The sequence below is a fragment of the Mycobacteriales bacterium genome (assembly GCA_035995165.1).
In the GTDB taxonomy this organism is placed as follows: domain Bacteria; phylum Actinomycetota; class Actinomycetes; order Mycobacteriales; family CADCTP01; genus CADCTP01.
This window is the reverse complement of sequence record DASYKU010000057.1, coordinates 1-16,852: the sequence shown is the minus strand read 5'-3', so window position 1 is coordinate 16,852 and position 16,852 is coordinate 1. Positions and strand designations below refer to the sequence as shown.

Annotated in this window: 20 protein-coding genes and 1 other RNA gene; 11 read left to right on the top strand and 10 right to left on the bottom strand. The window is 73.6% G+C overall.

Annotated elements, in window-relative coordinates; genetic code table 11:
* The 4 genes from VGP36_09620 to rnpB form a co-directional block, all read right to left on the bottom strand.
* A partial coding sequence (locus VGP36_09620) for a hypothetical protein (GenBank protein ID HEV7654972.1) occupies positions 1 to 198 on the bottom strand: 198 nt, incomplete at its 3' end.
* Between the two features lie 207 nt (positions 199 to 405).
* Positions 406 to 1,575, bottom strand: coding sequence for a sigma-70 family RNA polymerase sigma factor (locus VGP36_09615; protein HEV7654971.1), 1,170 nt, complete (start codon positions 1,573 to 1,575; stop codon positions 406 to 408).
* Positions 1,569 to 1,916: a YciI family protein gene (locus VGP36_09610; protein ID HEV7654970.1), complete on the bottom strand. Its 348-nt coding sequence runs from the start codon at positions 1,914 to 1,916 to the stop codon at positions 1,569 to 1,571. The genes VGP36_09615 and VGP36_09610 overlap by 7 nt, the downstream gene beginning before the upstream one ends.
* An 85-nt stretch (positions 1,917 to 2,001) precedes the next feature.
* An RNA gene (gene rnpB, locus VGP36_09605) (RNase P RNA component class A) lies at positions 2,002 to 2,398 on the bottom strand.
* Positions 2,399 to 2,423: 25 nt separating this feature from the next.
* On the opposite strand from rnpB, the gene VGP36_09600 reads away from it, so the two are divergent.
* Positions 2,424 to 3,185, top strand: a complete 762-nt coding sequence (locus tag VGP36_09600) for a sulfite exporter TauE/SafE family protein (GenBank protein HEV7654969.1) — start codon at positions 2,424 to 2,426, stop codon at positions 3,183 to 3,185.
* On the opposite strand, the gene VGP36_09595 is transcribed toward VGP36_09600, so the two are convergent.
* From VGP36_09595 to VGP36_09575, 5 genes are all read right to left on the bottom strand, one after another.
* Positions 3,182 to 4,282 carry a bifunctional RNase H/acid phosphatase gene (locus VGP36_09595; GenBank protein ID HEV7654968.1) on the bottom strand — a complete coding sequence of 367 codons (1,101 nt, stop codon included), beginning with the start codon at positions 4,280 to 4,282 and terminating at the stop codon, positions 3,182 to 3,184. The two genes, VGP36_09600 and VGP36_09595, sit on opposite strands and share 4 nt — an antisense overlap.
* Positions 4,283 to 4,328: 46 nt before the next feature.
* Positions 4,329 to 5,069, bottom strand: a complete 741-nt coding sequence (locus VGP36_09590; GenBank protein ID HEV7654967.1) for a C4-type zinc ribbon domain-containing protein — start codon at positions 5,067 to 5,069, stop codon at positions 4,329 to 4,331.
* 88 nt (positions 5,070 to 5,157) lie between these two features.
* The gene (locus tag VGP36_09585; GenBank protein HEV7654966.1) at positions 5,158 to 6,006 is read right to left on the bottom strand and encodes a histidine kinase dimerization/phospho-acceptor domain-containing protein; all 849 of its coding nucleotides are present in this window, start codon (positions 6,004 to 6,006) and stop codon (positions 5,158 to 5,160) included.
* A gap of 123 nt (positions 6,007 to 6,129) precedes the next feature.
* On the bottom strand, positions 6,130 to 7,497 hold the full coding sequence (locus tag VGP36_09580; GenBank protein HEV7654965.1) for a cation:dicarboxylase symporter family transporter: 1,368 nt from the start codon (positions 7,495 to 7,497) through the stop codon (positions 6,130 to 6,132).
* A gap of 102 nt (positions 7,498 to 7,599) precedes the next feature.
* The gene (locus VGP36_09575; protein HEV7654964.1) at positions 7,600 to 7,824 is read right to left on the bottom strand and encodes a helix-turn-helix transcriptional regulator; all 225 of its coding nucleotides are present in this window, start codon (positions 7,822 to 7,824) and stop codon (positions 7,600 to 7,602) included.
* 54 nt (positions 7,825 to 7,878) lie between these two features.
* On the opposite strand from VGP36_09575, the gene VGP36_09570 reads away from it, so the two are divergent.
* From VGP36_09570 to VGP36_09535, 8 genes are all read left to right on the top strand, one after another.
* On the top strand, positions 7,879 to 8,685 hold the full coding sequence (locus VGP36_09570) for a TrmH family RNA methyltransferase (GenBank protein HEV7654963.1): 807 nt from the start codon (positions 7,879 to 7,881) through the stop codon (positions 8,683 to 8,685).
* A gap of 150 nt (positions 8,686 to 8,835) precedes the next feature.
* Complete coding sequence (locus tag VGP36_09565; protein ID HEV7654962.1) at positions 8,836 to 9,402, top strand: pyridoxamine 5'-phosphate oxidase family protein; 567 nt, start codon at positions 8,836 to 8,838, stop codon at positions 9,400 to 9,402.
* Positions 9,399 to 9,881: a tetratricopeptide repeat protein gene (locus tag VGP36_09560; protein ID HEV7654961.1), complete on the top strand. Its 483-nt coding sequence runs from the start codon at positions 9,399 to 9,401 to the stop codon at positions 9,879 to 9,881. The genes VGP36_09565 and VGP36_09560 overlap by 4 nt, the downstream gene beginning before the upstream one ends.
* Positions 9,878 to 10,747, top strand: coding sequence for a pentapeptide repeat-containing protein (locus VGP36_09555; protein HEV7654960.1), 870 nt, complete (start codon positions 9,878 to 9,880; stop codon positions 10,745 to 10,747). The genes VGP36_09560 and VGP36_09555 overlap by 4 nt, the downstream gene beginning before the upstream one ends.
* A gap of 317 nt (positions 10,748 to 11,064) precedes the next feature.
* On the top strand, positions 11,065 to 11,856 hold the full coding sequence (locus VGP36_09550; GenBank protein ID HEV7654959.1) for a MerR family transcriptional regulator: 792 nt from the start codon (positions 11,065 to 11,067) through the stop codon (positions 11,854 to 11,856).
* A gap of 38 nt (positions 11,857 to 11,894) precedes the next feature.
* Positions 11,895 to 12,581 (top strand): dienelactone hydrolase family protein, encoded by a 687-nt coding sequence (locus VGP36_09545; protein HEV7654958.1) that lies wholly within the window; start codon positions 11,895 to 11,897, stop codon positions 12,579 to 12,581.
* A gap of 46 nt (positions 12,582 to 12,627) precedes the next feature.
* Positions 12,628 to 13,431 (top strand): DNA-formamidopyrimidine glycosylase family protein, encoded by an 804-nt coding sequence (locus VGP36_09540; GenBank protein HEV7654957.1) that lies wholly within the window; start codon positions 12,628 to 12,630, stop codon positions 13,429 to 13,431.
* Positions 13,407 to 13,904, top strand: coding sequence for a GNAT family N-acetyltransferase (locus VGP36_09535; protein HEV7654956.1), 498 nt, complete (start codon positions 13,407 to 13,409; stop codon positions 13,902 to 13,904). Before VGP36_09540 ends, VGP36_09535 begins: the two co-directional genes overlap by 25 nt.
* Here VGP36_09535 and VGP36_09530 read toward each other — a convergent pair.
* A complete protein-coding gene (locus VGP36_09530) occupies positions 13,894 to 14,541 on the bottom strand; it encodes a restriction endonuclease (protein HEV7654955.1) in 648 nt (215 codons plus the stop codon). The two genes, VGP36_09535 and VGP36_09530, sit on opposite strands and share 11 nt — an antisense overlap.
* 336 nt (positions 14,542 to 14,877) lie before the next feature.
* Between VGP36_09530 and VGP36_09525 the strand changes: the two genes are divergently transcribed.
* Positions 14,878 to 15,420 carry a GNAT family N-acetyltransferase gene (locus VGP36_09525; protein HEV7654954.1) on the top strand — a complete coding sequence of 181 codons (543 nt, stop codon included), beginning with the start codon at positions 14,878 to 14,880 and terminating at the stop codon, positions 15,418 to 15,420.
* A 44-nt stretch (positions 15,421 to 15,464) separates the two neighbouring features.
* On the top strand, positions 15,465 to 16,118 hold the full coding sequence (locus VGP36_09520) for a class I SAM-dependent methyltransferase (GenBank protein HEV7654953.1): 654 nt from the start codon (positions 15,465 to 15,467) through the stop codon (positions 16,116 to 16,118).
* Positions 16,119 to 16,852 lie beyond the last annotated feature (734 nt).

Here is a 16,852-nt window from a genome sequence, read left to right as displayed (position 1 = left end):
GGTGAGCTCGTCCTCCCGGTCGTCACCCTCGGCGACCGAGGCCGCGGTGACCCGGCCCCAGTGCACGACCAGCCGCCGGCGGTCGGACAGCTCCAGCTCGCCGATCTCGGCGTCCCGCATGAACTGCCGGAACGCCCCCAGCGCGCCGTCGGCGGTCCCGGGCCGATCGACCCGGTACGGCTCACCGTCGATCGTCACTACCAGCCCCCGGCTCGTACACGAAGAGTAGCGGTCCGTCACGCGGGAAGGACGGCGATGGAGCCGGGCGGACTGATCGAGCGGCTCGCGCGGGACATCGTCGCGCTCTCGGCGAGCAGCTCCGAGCGCTCTACGGGCACGGCTCCTGGGTGCTCGGCGACGGCACGGACGCCGAACCGGACCGCCGGCCCGAGGTGACGGAGTTCGTCATCGAGGTCGCGCGGCTAGCTCACTGAGCCGGCGTTCGAGGAAGCGGCGCTCAGCGCCGTCGTCGGTGAGCTCCCGCGCGCGCTCGTAGGCCTCCCGGGCCTGGTCGATGCGGCCGAGGCGCCGCAGCAGCTCGGCCCGGGTCGAGTGCAGGTAGCGGAAGTCCTCCAGGCCGAGCCCGTCCAGGAGGCGCAGGCCGGCCTCGGGTCCGTCGGTCTCGGCGACGGCGATGGCCCGGTTCAGCTCCACCACCGGCGAGCCGGTCAGCCGGGCGAGCTGCCCGTAGAGCACCGCGATCCGGGCCCAGTCGCAGGGCGTCTCGGCGTGCAGCGAGGCGATCGCGGCCTGCAGCACGTACGGGCCGCGGCCGCCGACGGCGAGCGCGCGGTCGAGCTCGGCCCGGCCGGCGGCGATCTGCGTCCGGTCCCAGCGGGAACGGTCCTGACCGGCCAGCAGCACGAGCTCGCCGTCGCGGAAGCGCGCCGCGCGGCGGGAGTCGTGCAGCAGCATCATCGCCAGCAGGCCGCGGACCTCGGGGTCGTCCGGGAGCAGCTCGGCGAGCGCGCGGCCCAGCCAGATCGCCTCGGCCGCGAGCTCGTCGCGGCCGCCGTACCCCTCGTTGAAGATCAGGTAGACGACGGCGAGCACGGCGTCCAGGCGCTCACGGAACAGGTGCGGCGGCGGCACCCGGAACGGGATGCCGGCCGCCCTGATCTTGCGCTTGGCCCGCACCAGCCGCTGCGCCATCGTCGGCTCCGGTACCAGCAGGGCGCGGGCGATCTCCTCGGTGGTCAGCCCGCCCAGGGTCCGCAGGGTCAGCGCGACCTGCGCCTCGACGGTGAGCGCCGGGTGGCAGCAGGTGAAGATCAGCTCCAGGCGCTCGTCCGGGAACGTCGACGGGCTCATCGGCACCTCCGCGGCGAGCAGACCGAGCTTGGCGGCCAGCACCCGGTCGCGCCGGATGCGGTCCGTGGCGCGGTTGCGGGCCGTGCGCACCAGCCAGGCCCGCGGGTTGTCCGGCAGGCCGTCGCGCGGCCACCGGTCGGCGGCGATCGCGAACGCCTCCTGCGCGGCGTCCTCGGCGAGGTCGAAGTCACCGAGGACGCCGATCAGGGTGGCGAGGACGCGGCCCCACTCCGCCCGGAAGACCCGGTCGAGGGTCGTTACCAATAGACCTCCGAAGGTCGGATCTCGACCGCGCCGCCGTAGCGGGCCGCGGGGACGCGGGCGGCCACCTCGATCGCCGCGTCGAGGTCGTCGGCCTCCAGGATGAACAGGCCGCCGACCGCCTCCTTCATCCCGACGAACGGGCCGTCGGTGGTCAGGGTCTTCCCGCCCTCGACCCGGACGGTGGTCGCGTTCTGGGGCAGGCCCATCGGCGGCGCCGGGGTGACGCCCGGCGTCTCGTTGAGCGCCTGGTAGCCGGCGTAGACCTCCTTCAGCTCCTCCTCGCTCAGCGCGGCCTGGCGCTCGAGCGCGTCGCCTTGGTAGATCACCATGACGTACTTCATCGCAGCCTCCTCGTCGTCACCATCGCGGTAAGACGAACAGGGTGCCGCGAGATCGACACCCCGGCGGGTGTCGATCTCGGTGGGGCGGACGAGTCGGGCTGTACGCCGGGTTCTGTGACCGAGGCGCGATGCCCCGGCCGGCGGCCATCCATCTAGGCCTGCCGTCGCCGGCAGGCTCGAGCGGTCTACCCGCAGGCTCGGGCGGGCCGCCCTCGAACGCCTGCGCAGAGCGGTCGCCCGCCCCTTCTTGACCTTGCTCCGGGTGGGGTTTACCGAGCCGCCCGGGTCACCCCGGGCGCTGGTGGTCTCTTACACCACCGTTTCACCCTTACCGCCCGTTGCCGGGCGGCGGTCTGTTTTCTGTGGCACTGTCCCGCGGGTCACCCCGGGTTGGTGTTGCCAACCACCCTGCCCTGTGGAGCCCGGACGTTCCTCGGCAGGAGTACGGAATCGCATCCTGACGCGGCCGCCCGCCCGGCTCGTCCGCCGTGTGATCAGAATACCGGAGTGCAGATCGGAGACGCGTTCCTCACCACCGGAGCCGGGTTGGTCGCCGGCGCGGTCAACGCGATCGCCGGGGGCGGCTCGCTGCTGCTGTTCCCGGCGCTCGTCGCGGCCGGCTACGGCACCCTCGCCGCGAACGTCACGAACTCCGTCGCGCTCTGGCCCGGGTACGTCGGCGGCGTCGCCGGTTTCCGCAGCGAGCTCGACGGCGAACGGGGCCGGCTGACCCGGCTCAGCGTCGTCTCGGCGATCGGCGCGATCATCGGCTGCGTCCTGCTGCTGTCCACCCCACAGGGCGCGTTCGACATCGTGGTGCCGTTCCTGGTGCTGCTGGCGAGCCTGCTGCTCGCGGTGCAGCCGCGGGTGTCGAAGCTCGTCGGACCGCTGCGCGAAGGCGACGCCGCCAACGCCAAGGTGCTGTACCCGGCCGTCGGCCTCGCCTCCGTGTACGGCGGCTACTTCGGCGGCGCGCTGGGCGTGATCCTGCTCGGCACGCTCGCGCTGACCGTGCCGGAGCGGCTGCGCAAGCTCAACGGCCTGAAGTCGGTCCTGCAGCTGGTCGTGGCCAGCGTGACCGTCGTCGTGTTCGGCGTGTTCGGGCCGGTGGACTGGGTCGCGGTCGCGATCATCGCGCCGGCCGCGCTGGTCGGCGGCTTCGCCGGCGGCCGGATCGCCCAGAAACTGGACGACAACCTGCTGCGCAAGGTCGTCGTGGTCTTCGGGATCGTCGTCGCGGTGTTCCTGTTCGTCCGCGCGCTGACCTAGACCGCCAGGTGGCCGGTGTCGTTGAAGAGGCGGACCAGCGGGACCCGGTCCGGATACCAGTCCACTGTGGACACGCTCGCGGTGTCCAGGTGCATCCGGAACACCGACGAGGTCGGCGCGGCCAGCGCGGCGCAGAGCATCAGCTTGATCGGCGTCACGTGCGAGACCACGATCAGCGTCCGCCCCGGGTACGCCGCGAGCAGCCGGTCCCGCGCGGTCCGGACCCGCCGGGCGACCTGGTTCACGCTCTCGCCGCCGGGCGGCGCGGCCGAGCTGTCGGTCCGGAACGCCTTGCGCTCGGCCCGCCAGCGCTCCTTCACCTCGGCGAAGGTCTTGCCCTCCCACTGGCCGAAGTTCAGCTCCAGCAGGCCGTCGTCGGTGGTCACGGTGGCGCCGACGGCCTCGGCGATCGGGGTCGCGGTGGCGATCGCCCGCCCCAGCGGGGAGCTCACCACGACCGGCTTGTCACCCTCGAGCCCGGCCAGCCGGACGGCCAGCGCGGCCGCCTGCGCCCGGCCCCGCTCGTCGAGCTCCGGGTCGACCCGGCCGCTGTAGCGCTGTCCGGACAGCTCGGTGCGGCCGTGCCGGACGAGGAACATCCGGGTCGGGCGGTCGTCGTCGGCGACCCAGGCGTCGTCCGGAGCCGGAGCGGGACCGGGAGCCGGCGCCGGCGCGGTCTCCAGCGTGCTGGTCCAGACCATGCCGCGGGCGGCCGCGTCCATCGCCTCGTTCGCCAGCCGGTCCGCATACGAGTTGCGCTCGCGCGGGATCCAGCCGAACGTCACCGCCGGCAGCGCGGCGGCCAGCCGGCGGCCCTCGGCGTGCAGCGGCTGCAGGTCGGGATGCTTGACCCGCCAGCGCCCGGACATCTGCTCGACGACGAGCTTGGAGTCCATCCGGACCTCGACCGCGCTCGGGTCCAGCTGGGCCGCCGCCCGCAGCCCCGCCAGCAGCCCGTTGTACTCGGCCACGTTGTTGGTCGCGCGCCCGAGCGAGGCGGCCCGCTCGGCCAGCACCTCGCCGGTGCTCGCGTCCAGGACCACCGCGCCGTACCCGGCCGGACCGGGGTTGCCGCGCGAGCCGCCGTCGGCCTCCATGACCAGCCGCCGGCTCACCGTCCCGACCCGGCCCCGGGAATCGCGATCACAGGCCGGATTCCGCGGTGCGGACGAGGATCCGCCGGCAGTTCTCGCAGCGCAGCACCTCGTCCGGGGCGGCCGCCTGGGCCGCGCGCAGCTCGGAGCCGAGCAGGTCCAGCCGGCAGCCCTCGCAACGCCGGTGCTTCAGCGCGGCCGCGCCGACGCCGCCGGAGACGGCCCGGATCTTCTCGTACAGGGCGATGAGGTCGGCCGGCAGCTCGGTCGCGGTCGCGGCCCGGGCGCCGGTGTCGGCCGCCGCCTCCGCGTCGATCTCCGCGAACGCCGCGTCGCGGGCCGCCTCGGCGTCGTCGCGGGCGGCCGTCACCTTCTCGACCTCGGCCCGCACGACCGAGGTGCGCCCCTCGGCATCCTCGCGCCGTTCCATCACCTCGAGCTCGGTGTCCTCGAGGTCGGACTGGCGCCGGGCCAGCGTGTCGACCTCGTGCTGGAGGCTCTCCAGCTCCTTCGCCACGACCGCGCCGGACTGCATCCGCTGCTGGTCGCGGGCCGAGCGGGTCCGGACCTGCTCGACGTCGTTCTCCAGCCGGCGCAGCTCCCGGTCCAGGTCGCTGACCTCGGTCTCGGCCCGGACCAGGTCGTTGCGCAGCGCCGCCAGCCGGGTGTCCGCGTCGGTGATCACGGCCAGCTCCGGCAATGTCCGCCGGCGGTGTTCGAGCCGGGCCAGCGCCGAGTCGTGCGACTGCAGGTCGAGCAACCGTTGCTGGACCTTGGGATCCGCCTTCACGCGCCCAACCTTAGGCCGTCCGGACCCCGCGCCGGACCACCCCCGGTCCGGCCGGCCCGCCGCCACTGGAGGCAGGTCGGGCGGCAGCTCACACGGACGAGCCGACGGGCACGTCGGCGGTCGGCCGCAGCGCCCGCAGCGCGAGCCGGACCCGCAGCTGGTCGCCGTCGCGGCCGGCCGCGGCCCGGCCGCCGTGCGCCTCGACCAGCCGGCGCACGACGTACAGGGCGAGGGTGGCGGGGCGGCCGGTCTCGGCCGACTCCCGGGACCCGAACGGCTCGAACAGCTCGCGCAGCTCGGCCTCGCTGCGGGAGCTGCCGTACAGCAGGTCCACGACGACCTCGGCGCCCGTACGGCCGGCCCGCAACGTCACCGGCCGGTCCCGGCGGGCGTCGGCCCGGACGTGGTCGGCCAGCGCCTGCACGACCTGGTCGAGCGAGACCGAGTCGACGTACGCGGCCAGGTCGGGCTCGACCTCCAGCACGACCGGCGGCCGGGCCTGCCCGAGCCGGAACGCCGACAGCGCCGCGGTCACGTCCGCGATCGCGCTGGACTGGGCGCTGGACGGCGTGGACGCGGCCAGCAGCATGTCCTCCAGCAGCTTGCCGAGCCGGTCGGCGTGCTCGACGATCCCGCGCAGCAGCACCTCGCGGGACTCGGGCGGGATCTTGTCCCCGCGGGCGGCCAGCGTGCTGGCGCTGCCCCGGATCGCGGTCAGCGGTGTACGGAACTCGTGCGAGACCGAGGCGACCAGGTCCTCCCGGACCCGGTCCGCCTCCCGCAGCCGGGTGAGCGCGGACAGCTCGGCGTCGAAGAGCTGGCTGCGGTAGCGCTCCTGCTTGTCGTACCCGCGCTCGGCGAAGCGTCGGGCGGCGATCAGCACGACGACGGCCGCGACCAGCATGGCCGCGCCGATCGCCACCGCGGTCAGCTCCACGGCAACAACTGTGGCGGGCGCCACCCGGTCAGGACCATGGCCCACTGGGACTATCTACGGATAGGAGGCCGGACCCATCCCGGATCGAAGGGTCCGGACCACCCGATCGATCACCAGCAGCGCTCAGGCGGTCACCAGTCGGTCATCGGTGGCCGGCGGCGGTGGCTCCGCGCCGATCTCCAGGTCGTGCTCGTCGACCATCGTCGACTCGTCGAAGGGCTCCTCGCCGGCGAACACCCGCCGGGCCCGCTCGACGTCGAGCTCGCCGACCCACTTGCCGATGAGCAGGGTCGCGACCGCGTTGCCGGCGAAGTTCGTCAGCGCCCGGGCCTCGGACATGAACCGGTCGATGCCGACGATGAGGCCGACGCCGTCGAGCAGCTCGGGCCGGTGCGACTGCAGGCCGGCGGCGAGCGTGGCCAGGCCGGCGCCGCTCACCCCGGCCGCGCCCTTGGACGCGATGATCATGAACAGCAGCAGCGAGATCTGCTCCCCCAGCGCCAGCGGCTTGCCCAGCGCGTCGGCGACGAACAGCGACGCCATGGTCAGGTAGATCGCGGTGCCGTCCAGGTTGAACGAGTAGCCGGTCGGCACGGTGATGCCGACGACCGGCCGGCTCACCCCGGCGTGCTCCATCTTCGCGATCAGCCGCGGCAGCGCGGTCTCCGACGACGAGGTGGACAGGATGAGCAGGAACTCGCGGGCCAGGTAGCGCATCATGCTCAGGATCGACAACCCCGTGACCGTACGCAGCAGCAGGCCGAGGATGAGGAACACGAAGATCACGCAGGTCACGTAGAAGCCGAGCATGACCTGCAGCAGGCTCTTCAGCGCGTCCCATCCGGTCGCGCCGACCACCGCGGCGATCGCGCCGAACGCGCCGATCGGGGCGGCCCACATCACCATCGCCAGGATCTTGAACACCAGCCGCTGCAGGTGGGAGATGCCGCGCAGGAGCGGCTCGCCCTTGGCCCCGAGGGACTGGATCGCGAAGCCGACCAGCAGGGCGACGAACAGCGCCTGCAGCACCTCGCCCTCGGTCAGCGCGGACACCAGCGTGGTCGGGATGATCCCGAGCAGGAAGTCGACGGTGCCGGCCTCGCCCTCGGCCTGCGAGGCCCCGGCGCCGCGGAGCTGGTCGGTCAGCTCCAGGCCACTGCCGGGGTGGATCAGGTTGCCGACGATCAGGCCGATCGTCAGCGCGACCGTCGACATGACGAGGAAGTAGCCGAGGGCGAGGCCGCCGACCTTGCCGACCTGGGTCGCCTTCCGGATCGAGCCGATGCCGAGCACGATCGTGCAGAAGATGATCGGGCTGATCATCATCCGGATCAGCGAGACGAACCCGTCGCCGAGCGGCTTGAGCTGCTTGGCGACGCCGGGCGCGGCGAAGCCGACCAGGATGCCGAGGAGCACGGCGACGATGACCGCGAGGTAGAGCCAGTGCGTCCGGTCCCGGCGTGGGGGCGCCGACGTCTCGTCGATGGCCATGGGTGCCCTCCTCGTACGAGCGAGTAAAGAACTACCCAATTCGACCCCGTGGATTGTGACCTGGGCAACACCACTGGCCGCGCCGGAGCGACCTCTCAGCGATCAGGGCATGAGGTCCGCGGGCTGAATGTCCAGAGCCTTGGCGATATCGGCCAGCGCGATGACCGACAGGTCGCGCTGGCCACGCTCGACCCGGCGGACCTCACCCTCGCCGAGCCCGCTGGCCCGGGCCAGCTGCTCCAGGCTCAGCCCGCGCTGCACCCGCAGCGCCGAGAGCCGCCGGCCGAACGACTGCAGGTAGATGCTGTCCTCACCCTCATCCGTCATGAGGCAAATCTAGTCCATCACGATGACGAGTGTCATCAGGGCAGACTGCTGCGGGTGGAACTGCAGCAGATCGGCCTGTCCCACCCCCGGGTCAAGCAGGTGCTCGACATCCAGAACAACACCGCGTCCAACCGGGAGCGGCTGCTGGTCGCCGAGGGTCTGTGGGCCCAGCGGCTGGTGCTCTCGGCCGGCGTGGGCGTGCGGACCTTCCTCTGGTGTCCCGAGCTGGCGTACTCCGACGAGGCCCGGCTGCGGGCCTCCCAGCTGGTCGAACGGGCCGAGAACGCGTACCAGGTCTCGGCCAGGACGCTGGAACGGATCGGCGAGCGGGGCCAGCCCGACGGGCTGCTCTCGGTCGTCCGGCTGCCCTGGTACGAGCCGGACGTGCTCGACTTCGGCCCGTCCGCGCTGGTGCTGGTCGCCGACGCGGTCGAGATCCCCGGCAACCTCGGCACGCTGATCCGGACCCTGGACGCGGTCGGGGCCGACGCGCTGGTGCTGACCAACCGGCGTACCCGGCTCACCCATCCCAAGGTCTTCCGCGGCTCCCAGGGCACGGTGCTCACGGTGCCGTCGGTGGAGTTCGACGTGGCCGGACCGGCGGTGGACTGGCTGCGGTCGCGGCGGTTCCGGGTGCTGCTGGCCGACACCGACGACGCCCGGCCGTACCGGGAGACGGACTACTCGGGGCGGGTCGCGCTCGTGGTCGGCTCGGAGCGGTACGGGATCTCCAAGCCCTGGTACGAGCACGGCTTCGACCGGGTCGCGGTGCCGATGCTGGGCGCGGCCGACTCGCTGAACGTCTCGGTCTCCGCCTCGGTCCTGCTCTACGAGGCCCGCGCCCGGCAGTCGGGCTGGTGAGACGGGGGCGCCGGGCCGGCGCTGCACTGCCCGGCCTGGATCGCGGAGGTCCGCGGCGGGGAAGCGGGTGGCTCGGCGTGCGGCCCGGCGCCCGTCGGACGGGGACAATACCGAAGGCGTACGAGCCCACGCAGGCATACCGTCCTGTCCGTGGCGAAGGTTATGGACGGCATCGACGAGAAGCTGGCGCGGTGGCTGCAACGGCAGCCGGTGTTCTTCGTGGCGACCGCGCCGCTGGCCGGGGACGGGCACGTCAACGTCTCCCCGAAGGGCACGCTCGGCACGTTCCGGGTGCTCGACCGGGACACCGTGGCGTACCTGGACCTGACCGGCAGCGGGGCCGAGACGCTCGCGCACCTGCGCGAGAACGGGCGGATCACGCTGATGTTCTGCGCCTTCGACGGGCCGCCGAACATCATCCGGATCTACGGGCAGGGGTCCGCGGTGCTGCCGTCCCACCCCTCGTTCGACTCGCTGGTCGGGCAGTTCCCGGCGCATCCCGGCATCCGGTCGGTGATCCGGGTGGCGGTGAGCCGGGTCGCGGACAGCTGCGGGTACGCGGTGCCGCGGATGGCGCTGGAGTCCGAGCGCGACATCCTCGACCTGCACCACCTGAAGAAGGGCGAGGCCGCGACGGCGGACTACCGGATCGAGCGCAACGCGACCAGCATCGACGGGCTGCCGGCCTGGCCCGTGGACGAGCCGGCGCGGTCATGACCGAGGATCGTCTCGCCACGGCCTGGGCGTCGATCGACTCCTACGGCGAGGAAGACTTCCGGGCGCTGATCGACTCCCTGGTGGCCTCGGCGCCCTCGGCGGTGCGCGCGTTCGAGCAGGCCTGCGCCTGGGACTCGACCGGGCACTCCGACCGGGCCGTGCCGCTCTACCGGGCGGCGCTCGCCACCGGGCTGACCGGGCTGCGCCGGCGGCGGGCGACGATCCAGCTGGCCAGCTCGCTGCGTAACCTCGGCGCGGTGGAGGAGAGCGTCGCGTTGCTGTCCGCGGAGCTCGCCGCCTCGGTCGACGACCCGGAGGCGGTTGCGCTGGACGATGCCGTGCGGGGGTTCCTCGCGCTCGCGCTGGTCGACGCCGGCCGGGCCCGGGAGGCGGCGTCGCTGGCGCTGGGGGCGCTGGCCCCGCACCTGCCGCGCTACCAGCGCTCGCTCGGCGCGTACGCCGGCGCGCTGGTCGAGTGAACCTCGTCGCCGACTGCGCGCGCTGCGTCGGGATCTGCTGCGTGGCGCCCGCGTTCACGGCCTCGGCCGAGTTCGCGATCAGCAAGCCGGCCGGGCGGCCCTGCGTGCACCTGCAGGACTCCGCGTGCGGGATCCACGACCGGCTGCTCCCGCAGGGGTTCTCCGGCTGCGTGGCGTACGACTGCTTCGGGGCGGGGCAGCGGGTGGTGGAGCTGCTCGGGCCGTCCCGGTCGCCGCGGATGTTCGCCGCGTACGACGTGCTGCGGCAGCTGCACGAGCTGCTGTTCTACCTGCAGGACGCGCTGTCGCGACCCGCGGCGGGGCCGGTGCACGCGGCGCTGGCGGCGCAGCGGGACGTGATCGAGGATGTCGACCCCGCCGGGCCGGCCGACCCGGCGGCACACCGGGCGGCCGTCGCGCCCCTGCTCCGCCGCGCGAGCGCCCTGATCCGCGCCGGCTCCGACCAGCCACCGGATCCGTGCGCGCCGGACCAGGCCCCGCGGAGCGCGGACTCGCACGAGCCGGCCGGGGACCTGCGCGGGGCGGACCTGCGCGGGGCGGACCTGCGGGGGGCGGAGCGTGCCGGGCGGGACCTGCGGGGGGTGGATCTTCGCGGGGCGGACCTGGTCGGGCGGGACTTCCGGGGCGCCGACCTGCGCGGGGCCGACCTGTCCGTGGCGTCCGCGCTCGGGGCGGACCTGCGCGGCGCCGACCTGCGGACCGCGGACTTCCTCGGGGCCGACCTGCGCGGCGCGGACCTGCGCGGCGCCGACCTGACCGGCGCGCTCTACCTGACCCGGACCCAGACCGGCGGCGCCCGGACCGACCCGACCACTCGCCTCCCGGCCGGATCGCCAGCGCCGTGATCCTCCCGTCCCCGTCGAACGCGAACGCGAACCGCAGGTCGACCGGGCTGCCCGGGAAGTCCCCGGAGATCTCCGCGACCGCGACCGTGCCGACCACGGACCGCACCGTGTAGGTCACCGGCACGACCTCGCCGCGCCACTCCCGCACCGCGGCGATCCCGTGCCGCTCCTTGTCCTCGTCCTCCACCACCACGTCGTCGGCGAACAGCGCGAAGTAGGGCTCGCCGCCGGCGGGGGCGAGCGCGAAGTACCGGTCGATGAGCTCGTTCGTGGTCATGCCCCGAGCATCGGGTCTCCCCGCGGGGGAGACTCAAGGGGTGCGCGTGAGCATCGGCGACTTCGCCCGGATCACCCACCTCAGCATCCGGACGCTGCGCCGCTACCACGAGGGCGGGTTGCTGGAGCCGGCCGAGGTCGACCCGCACAGCGGCTACCGGTACTACACGCTCGACCAGGTGCCGACCGCGCAGGTGATCTCCCGGTTCCGCGCGCTCGGCCTGCCGGTGCGCGAGGTCGGCGAGGTGCTGGCGGCCGAGCCGGGCGATCGCAACGCGGTGCTGGCCGCGCACCTGGACCGGCTGCAGGACCAGCTCGAGGAGACGCGGACGGCCGTGGTCACGCTGCGGCGGCTGCTGGCTCCGGACACCAAGCCGGCCGAGGTGACGCTCCGGTCGGCGCCGGCCACCACGGTCGCGGCGATCCGGGCGACCGTCACCCGGGACGAGGTCGAGGACTGGTACGCGGGCGCCATGGCCTCGCTGCGCGCCGCGGTCCCCGATCCGACCGGCCCCGCCGGCGGCCTGTACGACCACGAGCTGTTCACCGCCGACCGCGGCACCGCGCTGGTCTACCTGCCCGCCTCCGAGCCGCCCGCCCACGGCCGGGTGGTCCCGTACGAGCTGCCGGCCCGGGAGGTCGCCGTGGTCACCCACGCCGGCCCGCACGACGACATCGACGTGTCGTACGCCGACCTCGGCTGCTGGGTCGCCGGGCACGCGCTCGGCGTGGCCGGGCCGGTACAGGAGATCTACCTGGTCGGGCCGCGCGACACCCCGGACGGCGCGGCCTGGCGTACCGAGATCTGCTGGCCGGTGTTCCGGACCGCCTGATCGTTCCCGGCCCGGCGGCATGTGGGAACGTCGCGGTCATGAACGAACCGGCGTACCTGGCTACCCCTGTTCCGACGTCCGACCGGCCCGGGCCGTGGCCCGGCGTGATCGTCGTGCACGACGCGTTCGGGCTGTCGGACGACATGCGGGAGCAGGCCGACTGGCTGGCCGCCGCCGGGTACGTGGCCGCGATCCCCGACCTGTACGGCGGCCAGGCCGCGATGAGGTGCATCAAGGGCGCCTTCGCTCAGCTGTCCGCGCAGAAGGGGCCGATGTTCGACCAGCTCGACGCGGCCCGGACCGGGCTGGCCGGGCAGGCCGACTGCACCGGGACGGTCGGCGTGATCGGCTTCTGCATGGGCGGCGGGTTCGCGTTGCTGCTGGCCGGGCGGTCCGGGTGGTCGGCGGCGTCGGTCAACTACGGCCAGGTCCCGGAGAACGTCGCCTCGGTACTGGCCGGGGCCTGCCCGATCGTCGCCTCGTACGGGGGCAAGGACCGCGGCCTCAAGGGCGCGGCCGCCACGTTGCGGGCGGCGGTGCCGGCCGGGGTGGACGCAGACATCAAGGAGTACCCGGAGGCACGGCACGGCTTCCTCAACCGGATCGCGGCCGCCTCGCCGCTGGTGCCGGTCATGAAGATCGCCGGCGTCGGGTACAACCACGACGCGGCCGCGGACGCCAAGCGCCGGATCCTGACGTTCTTCGACACCCACCTGCGCGCCTGATCCTCGCCGCGCGGCTTGCGCCTTCGTACGGCAAGATGCGGCGGTCATGCCTGAGCTGCCGGAAGTCGAGTCCGCGCGCACCGTCATCGATCGAGGCGCCCTAAATCGGCGCATCGTCGAGGTCGACGACTCGGACTCCTGGGTCTGCCGGCCGCACGCGCCGGGCGAGATCCGGGCCGTGCTGCTGGGCCGCTCGTTCGTCGCCGTACACCGGCGGGGCAAGAGCATGTGGTGCGACCTGTCCGGCGACGGGCCGGTGCTCGGCATCCACCTCGGCATGTCCGGCAAGATCGTCATCGCCGGGGCGGACGGGACCGAGGTCGACGGCGGCGACTACTGGGAGCGCGGGCGCAAGGCCGGTGACTACCGGTTCAGCCGGTTCCGGGTCGAGTTCGCCGACGGCGGCGCGCTGCTGCTGGTCGACCCGCGGCGGCTGGGCCGGGTCCGCCTCGACCCGCCAGTGGAGCTGCTCGGCCCGGACGCCGCGACGATCACCCGGGGCCAGTTCCGGACGGCGTTCGCGGCCGGGACCGCGCCGGTGAAGGCCCGGCTGCTGGACCAGCACTCGATCGCCGGCGTCGGCAACCTGCTGGCCGACCAGGCGCTCTGGCAGGCCAGGATCTTCCCGGCCCGGCCGGTGCGGGAGCTGACCCGCCTCGAGGTCGACCGGCTCTACCGGGCCGTCCGCGGCGCGGTCGGAGCGGCCATCGGCTCCGGCGGCGTGCACACGCTGTCGATCATCCCGTACCGGCGGCCCGGCGCGATGTGCCCCCGCGACGGCGTACCGATGACGCACGCGACGGTCGGCGGCCGGACCACGTGGTGGTGCCCGCGGGACCAGGCGGCCTGATGCTCCACTTCCGCGAGATCACCCCGTCGAACCGGGCCGCGGTCGAGGCGCTCTCCGTCCTGCCGGCCCAGGGCGGCTACGTCGTCGGCGTGGCCGGGTCGCTGCGGGAGGCGGCGTCCACGCCGGACGCAGCTCCCTGGTACCGCGCCCTCTACGACGACGACACCCCCGTCGGCTTCGTCATGCTCAGCGACGGGATCACCGAGGAGAACATGCGCGACCCCGACTTCCTCGGGCCGTACTTCCTCTGGCGCCTGCTGATCGACCACCGCTACCAGGGCCGCGGCTACGGCGCCGGCGCCCTCGCCCTCGCGGTCGCGTTCCTCCGCTCCGAGCGGCCGGACGCGCGCGTCCTGCTCACCTCCTGCGGAACGTACGACTCGGCGTCGCCGTACGGGTTCTACCTCCGGCAGGGGTTCCAGGACACCGGCACCCGCCACCAGGGCGAAGCCGTCCTCGCCCTCACCCTCTAGGGGCTCGCCGCGGCAGCGGCGAGGCCGACGTCCCGTCGGTCATCCAGGCCGCGACCCGGCGTCCGTCCACCAGCACCACGCCGCGGTCCGCAGCGAGCTCCTGGGCGGGCTCCGCGAAATAGCTGCTGGTCACGAACAGTCGCACCTCGGCCCCGGGCGCGGACGCCAGGAAATGCTGGACCTCGGCGTCCCGCACGGCCTCGTCCGCCGCGTACCGCGTGCACTGCACCACGACCCGCCGCCCGTCCGAGGTGACCGCGGCCACGTCCGCACCGGCGTCGTCGCCGACCCGCACGTCCTGGCACCCGTCCCGCTCCAGCAACCGCCCCACCAGCCGCTCGAACTGCGCCCCGGTCATCTCCGCGGTGGCCGCGGTCGCCCGCGCCAGGTCGGCCTGCCGCTTCTCCGCCGCCGCCCGTTCCGCCTCCCGGCCCTCCGGCGCGGCCCACCAGTCGCCCTGCTGGCCGGCCGCTGCCTGATCCGGCGCGCCCGGCCGCTCCGTCGCCGCGTCGGTCCGTTCGGAGTCCTGCACCGCCGCCTCGGTCCGCTCCTGGCTCTGCGTCCGCCGCTCCCACTGCCGCCGCAACCACGGCAACGCGAGGAAGACGACGATCACCAGCACCGCCACCTCGTCCACCCACCGAGGCACCGACACGGCAACGATCGCCACCAAGACCCCGAAAACAATCAGCACCTTCGGCCGCCGCACCGCCCACCTCCTCCCCCTGATCCTGCCCCACTCCACCCACGTACCGCTCGGCCCCGACAGCGGCCTGACCAGGTACGCGGAGTCCTACGTCAACTGCACCGACCTGCACACGGTCGTCAGGCCCCGCCTCCGCCGCAAACTCGGCCTCCTCGCCCCACCGAACTCGCCCGAGTCCAAGCCGCCATCCGCCTGATCCTCGCCCTCCAGCCTTGACCACCGCCCCGCGTCGCCCGCTCGGCGGGCGCGGTCGGACAGACTGGGGGCATGGAGCGGCAGACGATTTCGGCCGGGTGGCTGACGTTGCGCCCGTTCACCCTCGCCGACGTCCCGTGGGTGTACGAGGTGTCGCTGGATCCGGTGCTGCAGCGGTTCATGCAGGTGCCCTCGCCGTACCGGCTCGAGGATGCGGCCGCGCACGTCGAGCAGTCGTACATCGCCGGCTGGGACGACGGCCGCCAGGCAGAGTTCGTGGCCGAGGCTGCTGGCACCCCACTGGGCCGGGTCGGCCTGCGCCTGAACGAGCCCGGCGCGGCGGAGGTCGGGTACTGGGTCGATCCGCGTGCCCGCAAGCGGGGCGTCGCCACCACCGCGCTCCGGGCGGTCTGCCGATGGGCCGTCACGACGGCAGATGTCGACCTCATCGAGTGGCGCTGCGAAGCAGGCAACGTCGCTTCGCTCCGAGTCGCGGAGAAGGCCGGGTTCCGCCTCGAGGCGACGCTGCGCAAGCGGCGGATCCGCGACGGCGTACGGGTGGACGAGTGGGTCGGCTCGCTGCTCCGCGACGAGGTGCTGGCCGACCCGGCCTAGGAATATCGGTGTCCCGCCGCGGCCGAATTGGTTCTACTCGGCGGATGACGTACCGGGATGTCGTCGTGGCCGGCTACGACCAGCTGGGTCCGCGCTACCGCGACCAGTTCTCGGGCAGCCCGACCCGGATCGCGTACGTCCGGCGGGTGCGGCGGCGCCTCGCGCCCGGCTCGATCGTCGTCGCCCTCGGCTGCGGTCCCGGCGACCCGGCCACCCGCCTGCTCGCGGCGGACCATCGCGTCCTCGGTGTCGACGTCTCCCCCGGCCAGCTCCGCCTGGCCGCGTCGGCCGCCCCGACCGCGCTCCTGGTCCGCGCCGACATCACCGAGTTCGCGCTCCGGCCGGCGTCGGTCGACGCCGTCGTGTCCTTCTACGCCCTCGGCCACCTGCCACCGCCGGCGCACGCGCCGCTCGTCGCCGCCATCGCGACCTGGCTGCGCCCCGGCGGCCTGCTGCTCACCAGCGCGCCCCGGATCCCCGGCGACGGGGTCGACGACTGGGTCGGCGTCCCCATGTACTTCGGCGGCATCGGCGACGAACCCACCCTCGCCGCCGTCCGCACCGCCGGCCTCACCGTCGAAGCCTCGGAAGTCGTCCCCGAATACGAACCCGACGGCGGTATCGCCCGCTTCCACTGGATAACCGCAACGAAGCCGAGGGTGGGCGCTGGGTTCGAACCAGCGACCCCCCGCTCTTAGGTGCCCGCCGGACCGGGACGCGCGCTGCTCAGGGTGCTCACGCTGGTACTCGCGGTCCTGGCTGGTTCGTGCCGGACCGATCGCCGCGGCCGGGTTGCCGTCAGTGTTGCTGTCAGGGCATCCGGTCTGAGGGCACGCCCGCACAGCTGCGGGCCTTTCGACGTCGGACGGCTGTCAAGGGCGCCCGCGCTCCCAGCGGGACTCTAGGCTCGGTCTCGCCCTTGATAGACGGCCGGCGGCGGTAAGGACGATCGGCAGATGGGAGGGCCTGCCCGGAGGTGAGTGTCGTCGCTACCGGTCCGGGCGGGTCGGTCGTCGCGCCATCAGGAGTCCAGCGTTGGTCACGAGCGACACGACCGCCAGCGCGACGACCAACCAGCTTCCGACGATAGCGCCGATGATCCCGCCGATGGCGATGAGTACGACCGCGGACCAGGCCGCGGCCCGGCGGGAACGGTCAGTCTTCGCAGACACCGGCTAGTGATCTCACAGGCGTTCGCGCCTGGCAAGTGGCTCCGGGCGCCGGCGGTCGAGGTTCGAACCGTCTGCACGGGCCTTCTCCTGCGCGGCCCGCCGCGGCATTCAGGTCACGATGTCGATCTACGCCCACGCGGCCCAGGAGGAGCAGCGGAAGGCGCTCCGCTCGCTCGGGGGCGGCTGGCATGACCCCCGTTGCTGTCACAGACTGCCGTCAAGGTCGTCTTGACGGTGTTCGGATCGGCGGGCGGATGGGG

Excerpts from the sequence above, each read along its gene's own strand:
- VGP36_09610 (HEV7654970.1), bottom strand. The coding sequence starts at position 1,916 with ATGAAGTACGTCATGGTGATCTACCAAGGCGACGCGCTCGAGCGCCAG.
- VGP36_09595 (HEV7654968.1), bottom strand. The coding sequence starts at position 4,282 with ATGGAGGCCGACGGCGGCTCGCGCGGCAACCCCGGTCCGGCCGGGTAC.
- VGP36_09580 (HEV7654965.1), bottom strand. The coding sequence starts at position 7,497 with ATGGCCATCGACGAGACGTCGGCGCCCCCACGCCGGGACCGGACGCAC.
- VGP36_09575 (HEV7654964.1), bottom strand. The coding sequence starts at position 7,824 with ATGACGGATGAGGGTGAGGACAGCATCTACCTGCAGTCGTTCGGCCGG.
- VGP36_09560 (HEV7654961.1), top strand. The coding sequence starts at position 9,399 with ATGACCGAGGATCGTCTCGCCACGGCCTGGGCGTCGATCGACTCCTAC.
- VGP36_09545 (HEV7654958.1), top strand. The coding sequence starts at position 11,895 with ATGAACGAACCGGCGTACCTGGCTACCCCTGTTCCGACGTCCGACCGG.
- VGP36_09540 (HEV7654957.1), top strand. The coding sequence starts at position 12,628 with ATGCCTGAGCTGCCGGAAGTCGAGTCCGCGCGCACCGTCATCGATCGA.
- VGP36_09525 (HEV7654954.1), top strand. The coding sequence starts at position 14,878 with ATGGAGCGGCAGACGATTTCGGCCGGGTGGCTGACGTTGCGCCCGTTC.
- VGP36_09520 (HEV7654953.1), top strand. The coding sequence starts at position 15,465 with ATGACGTACCGGGATGTCGTCGTGGCCGGCTACGACCAGCTGGGTCCG.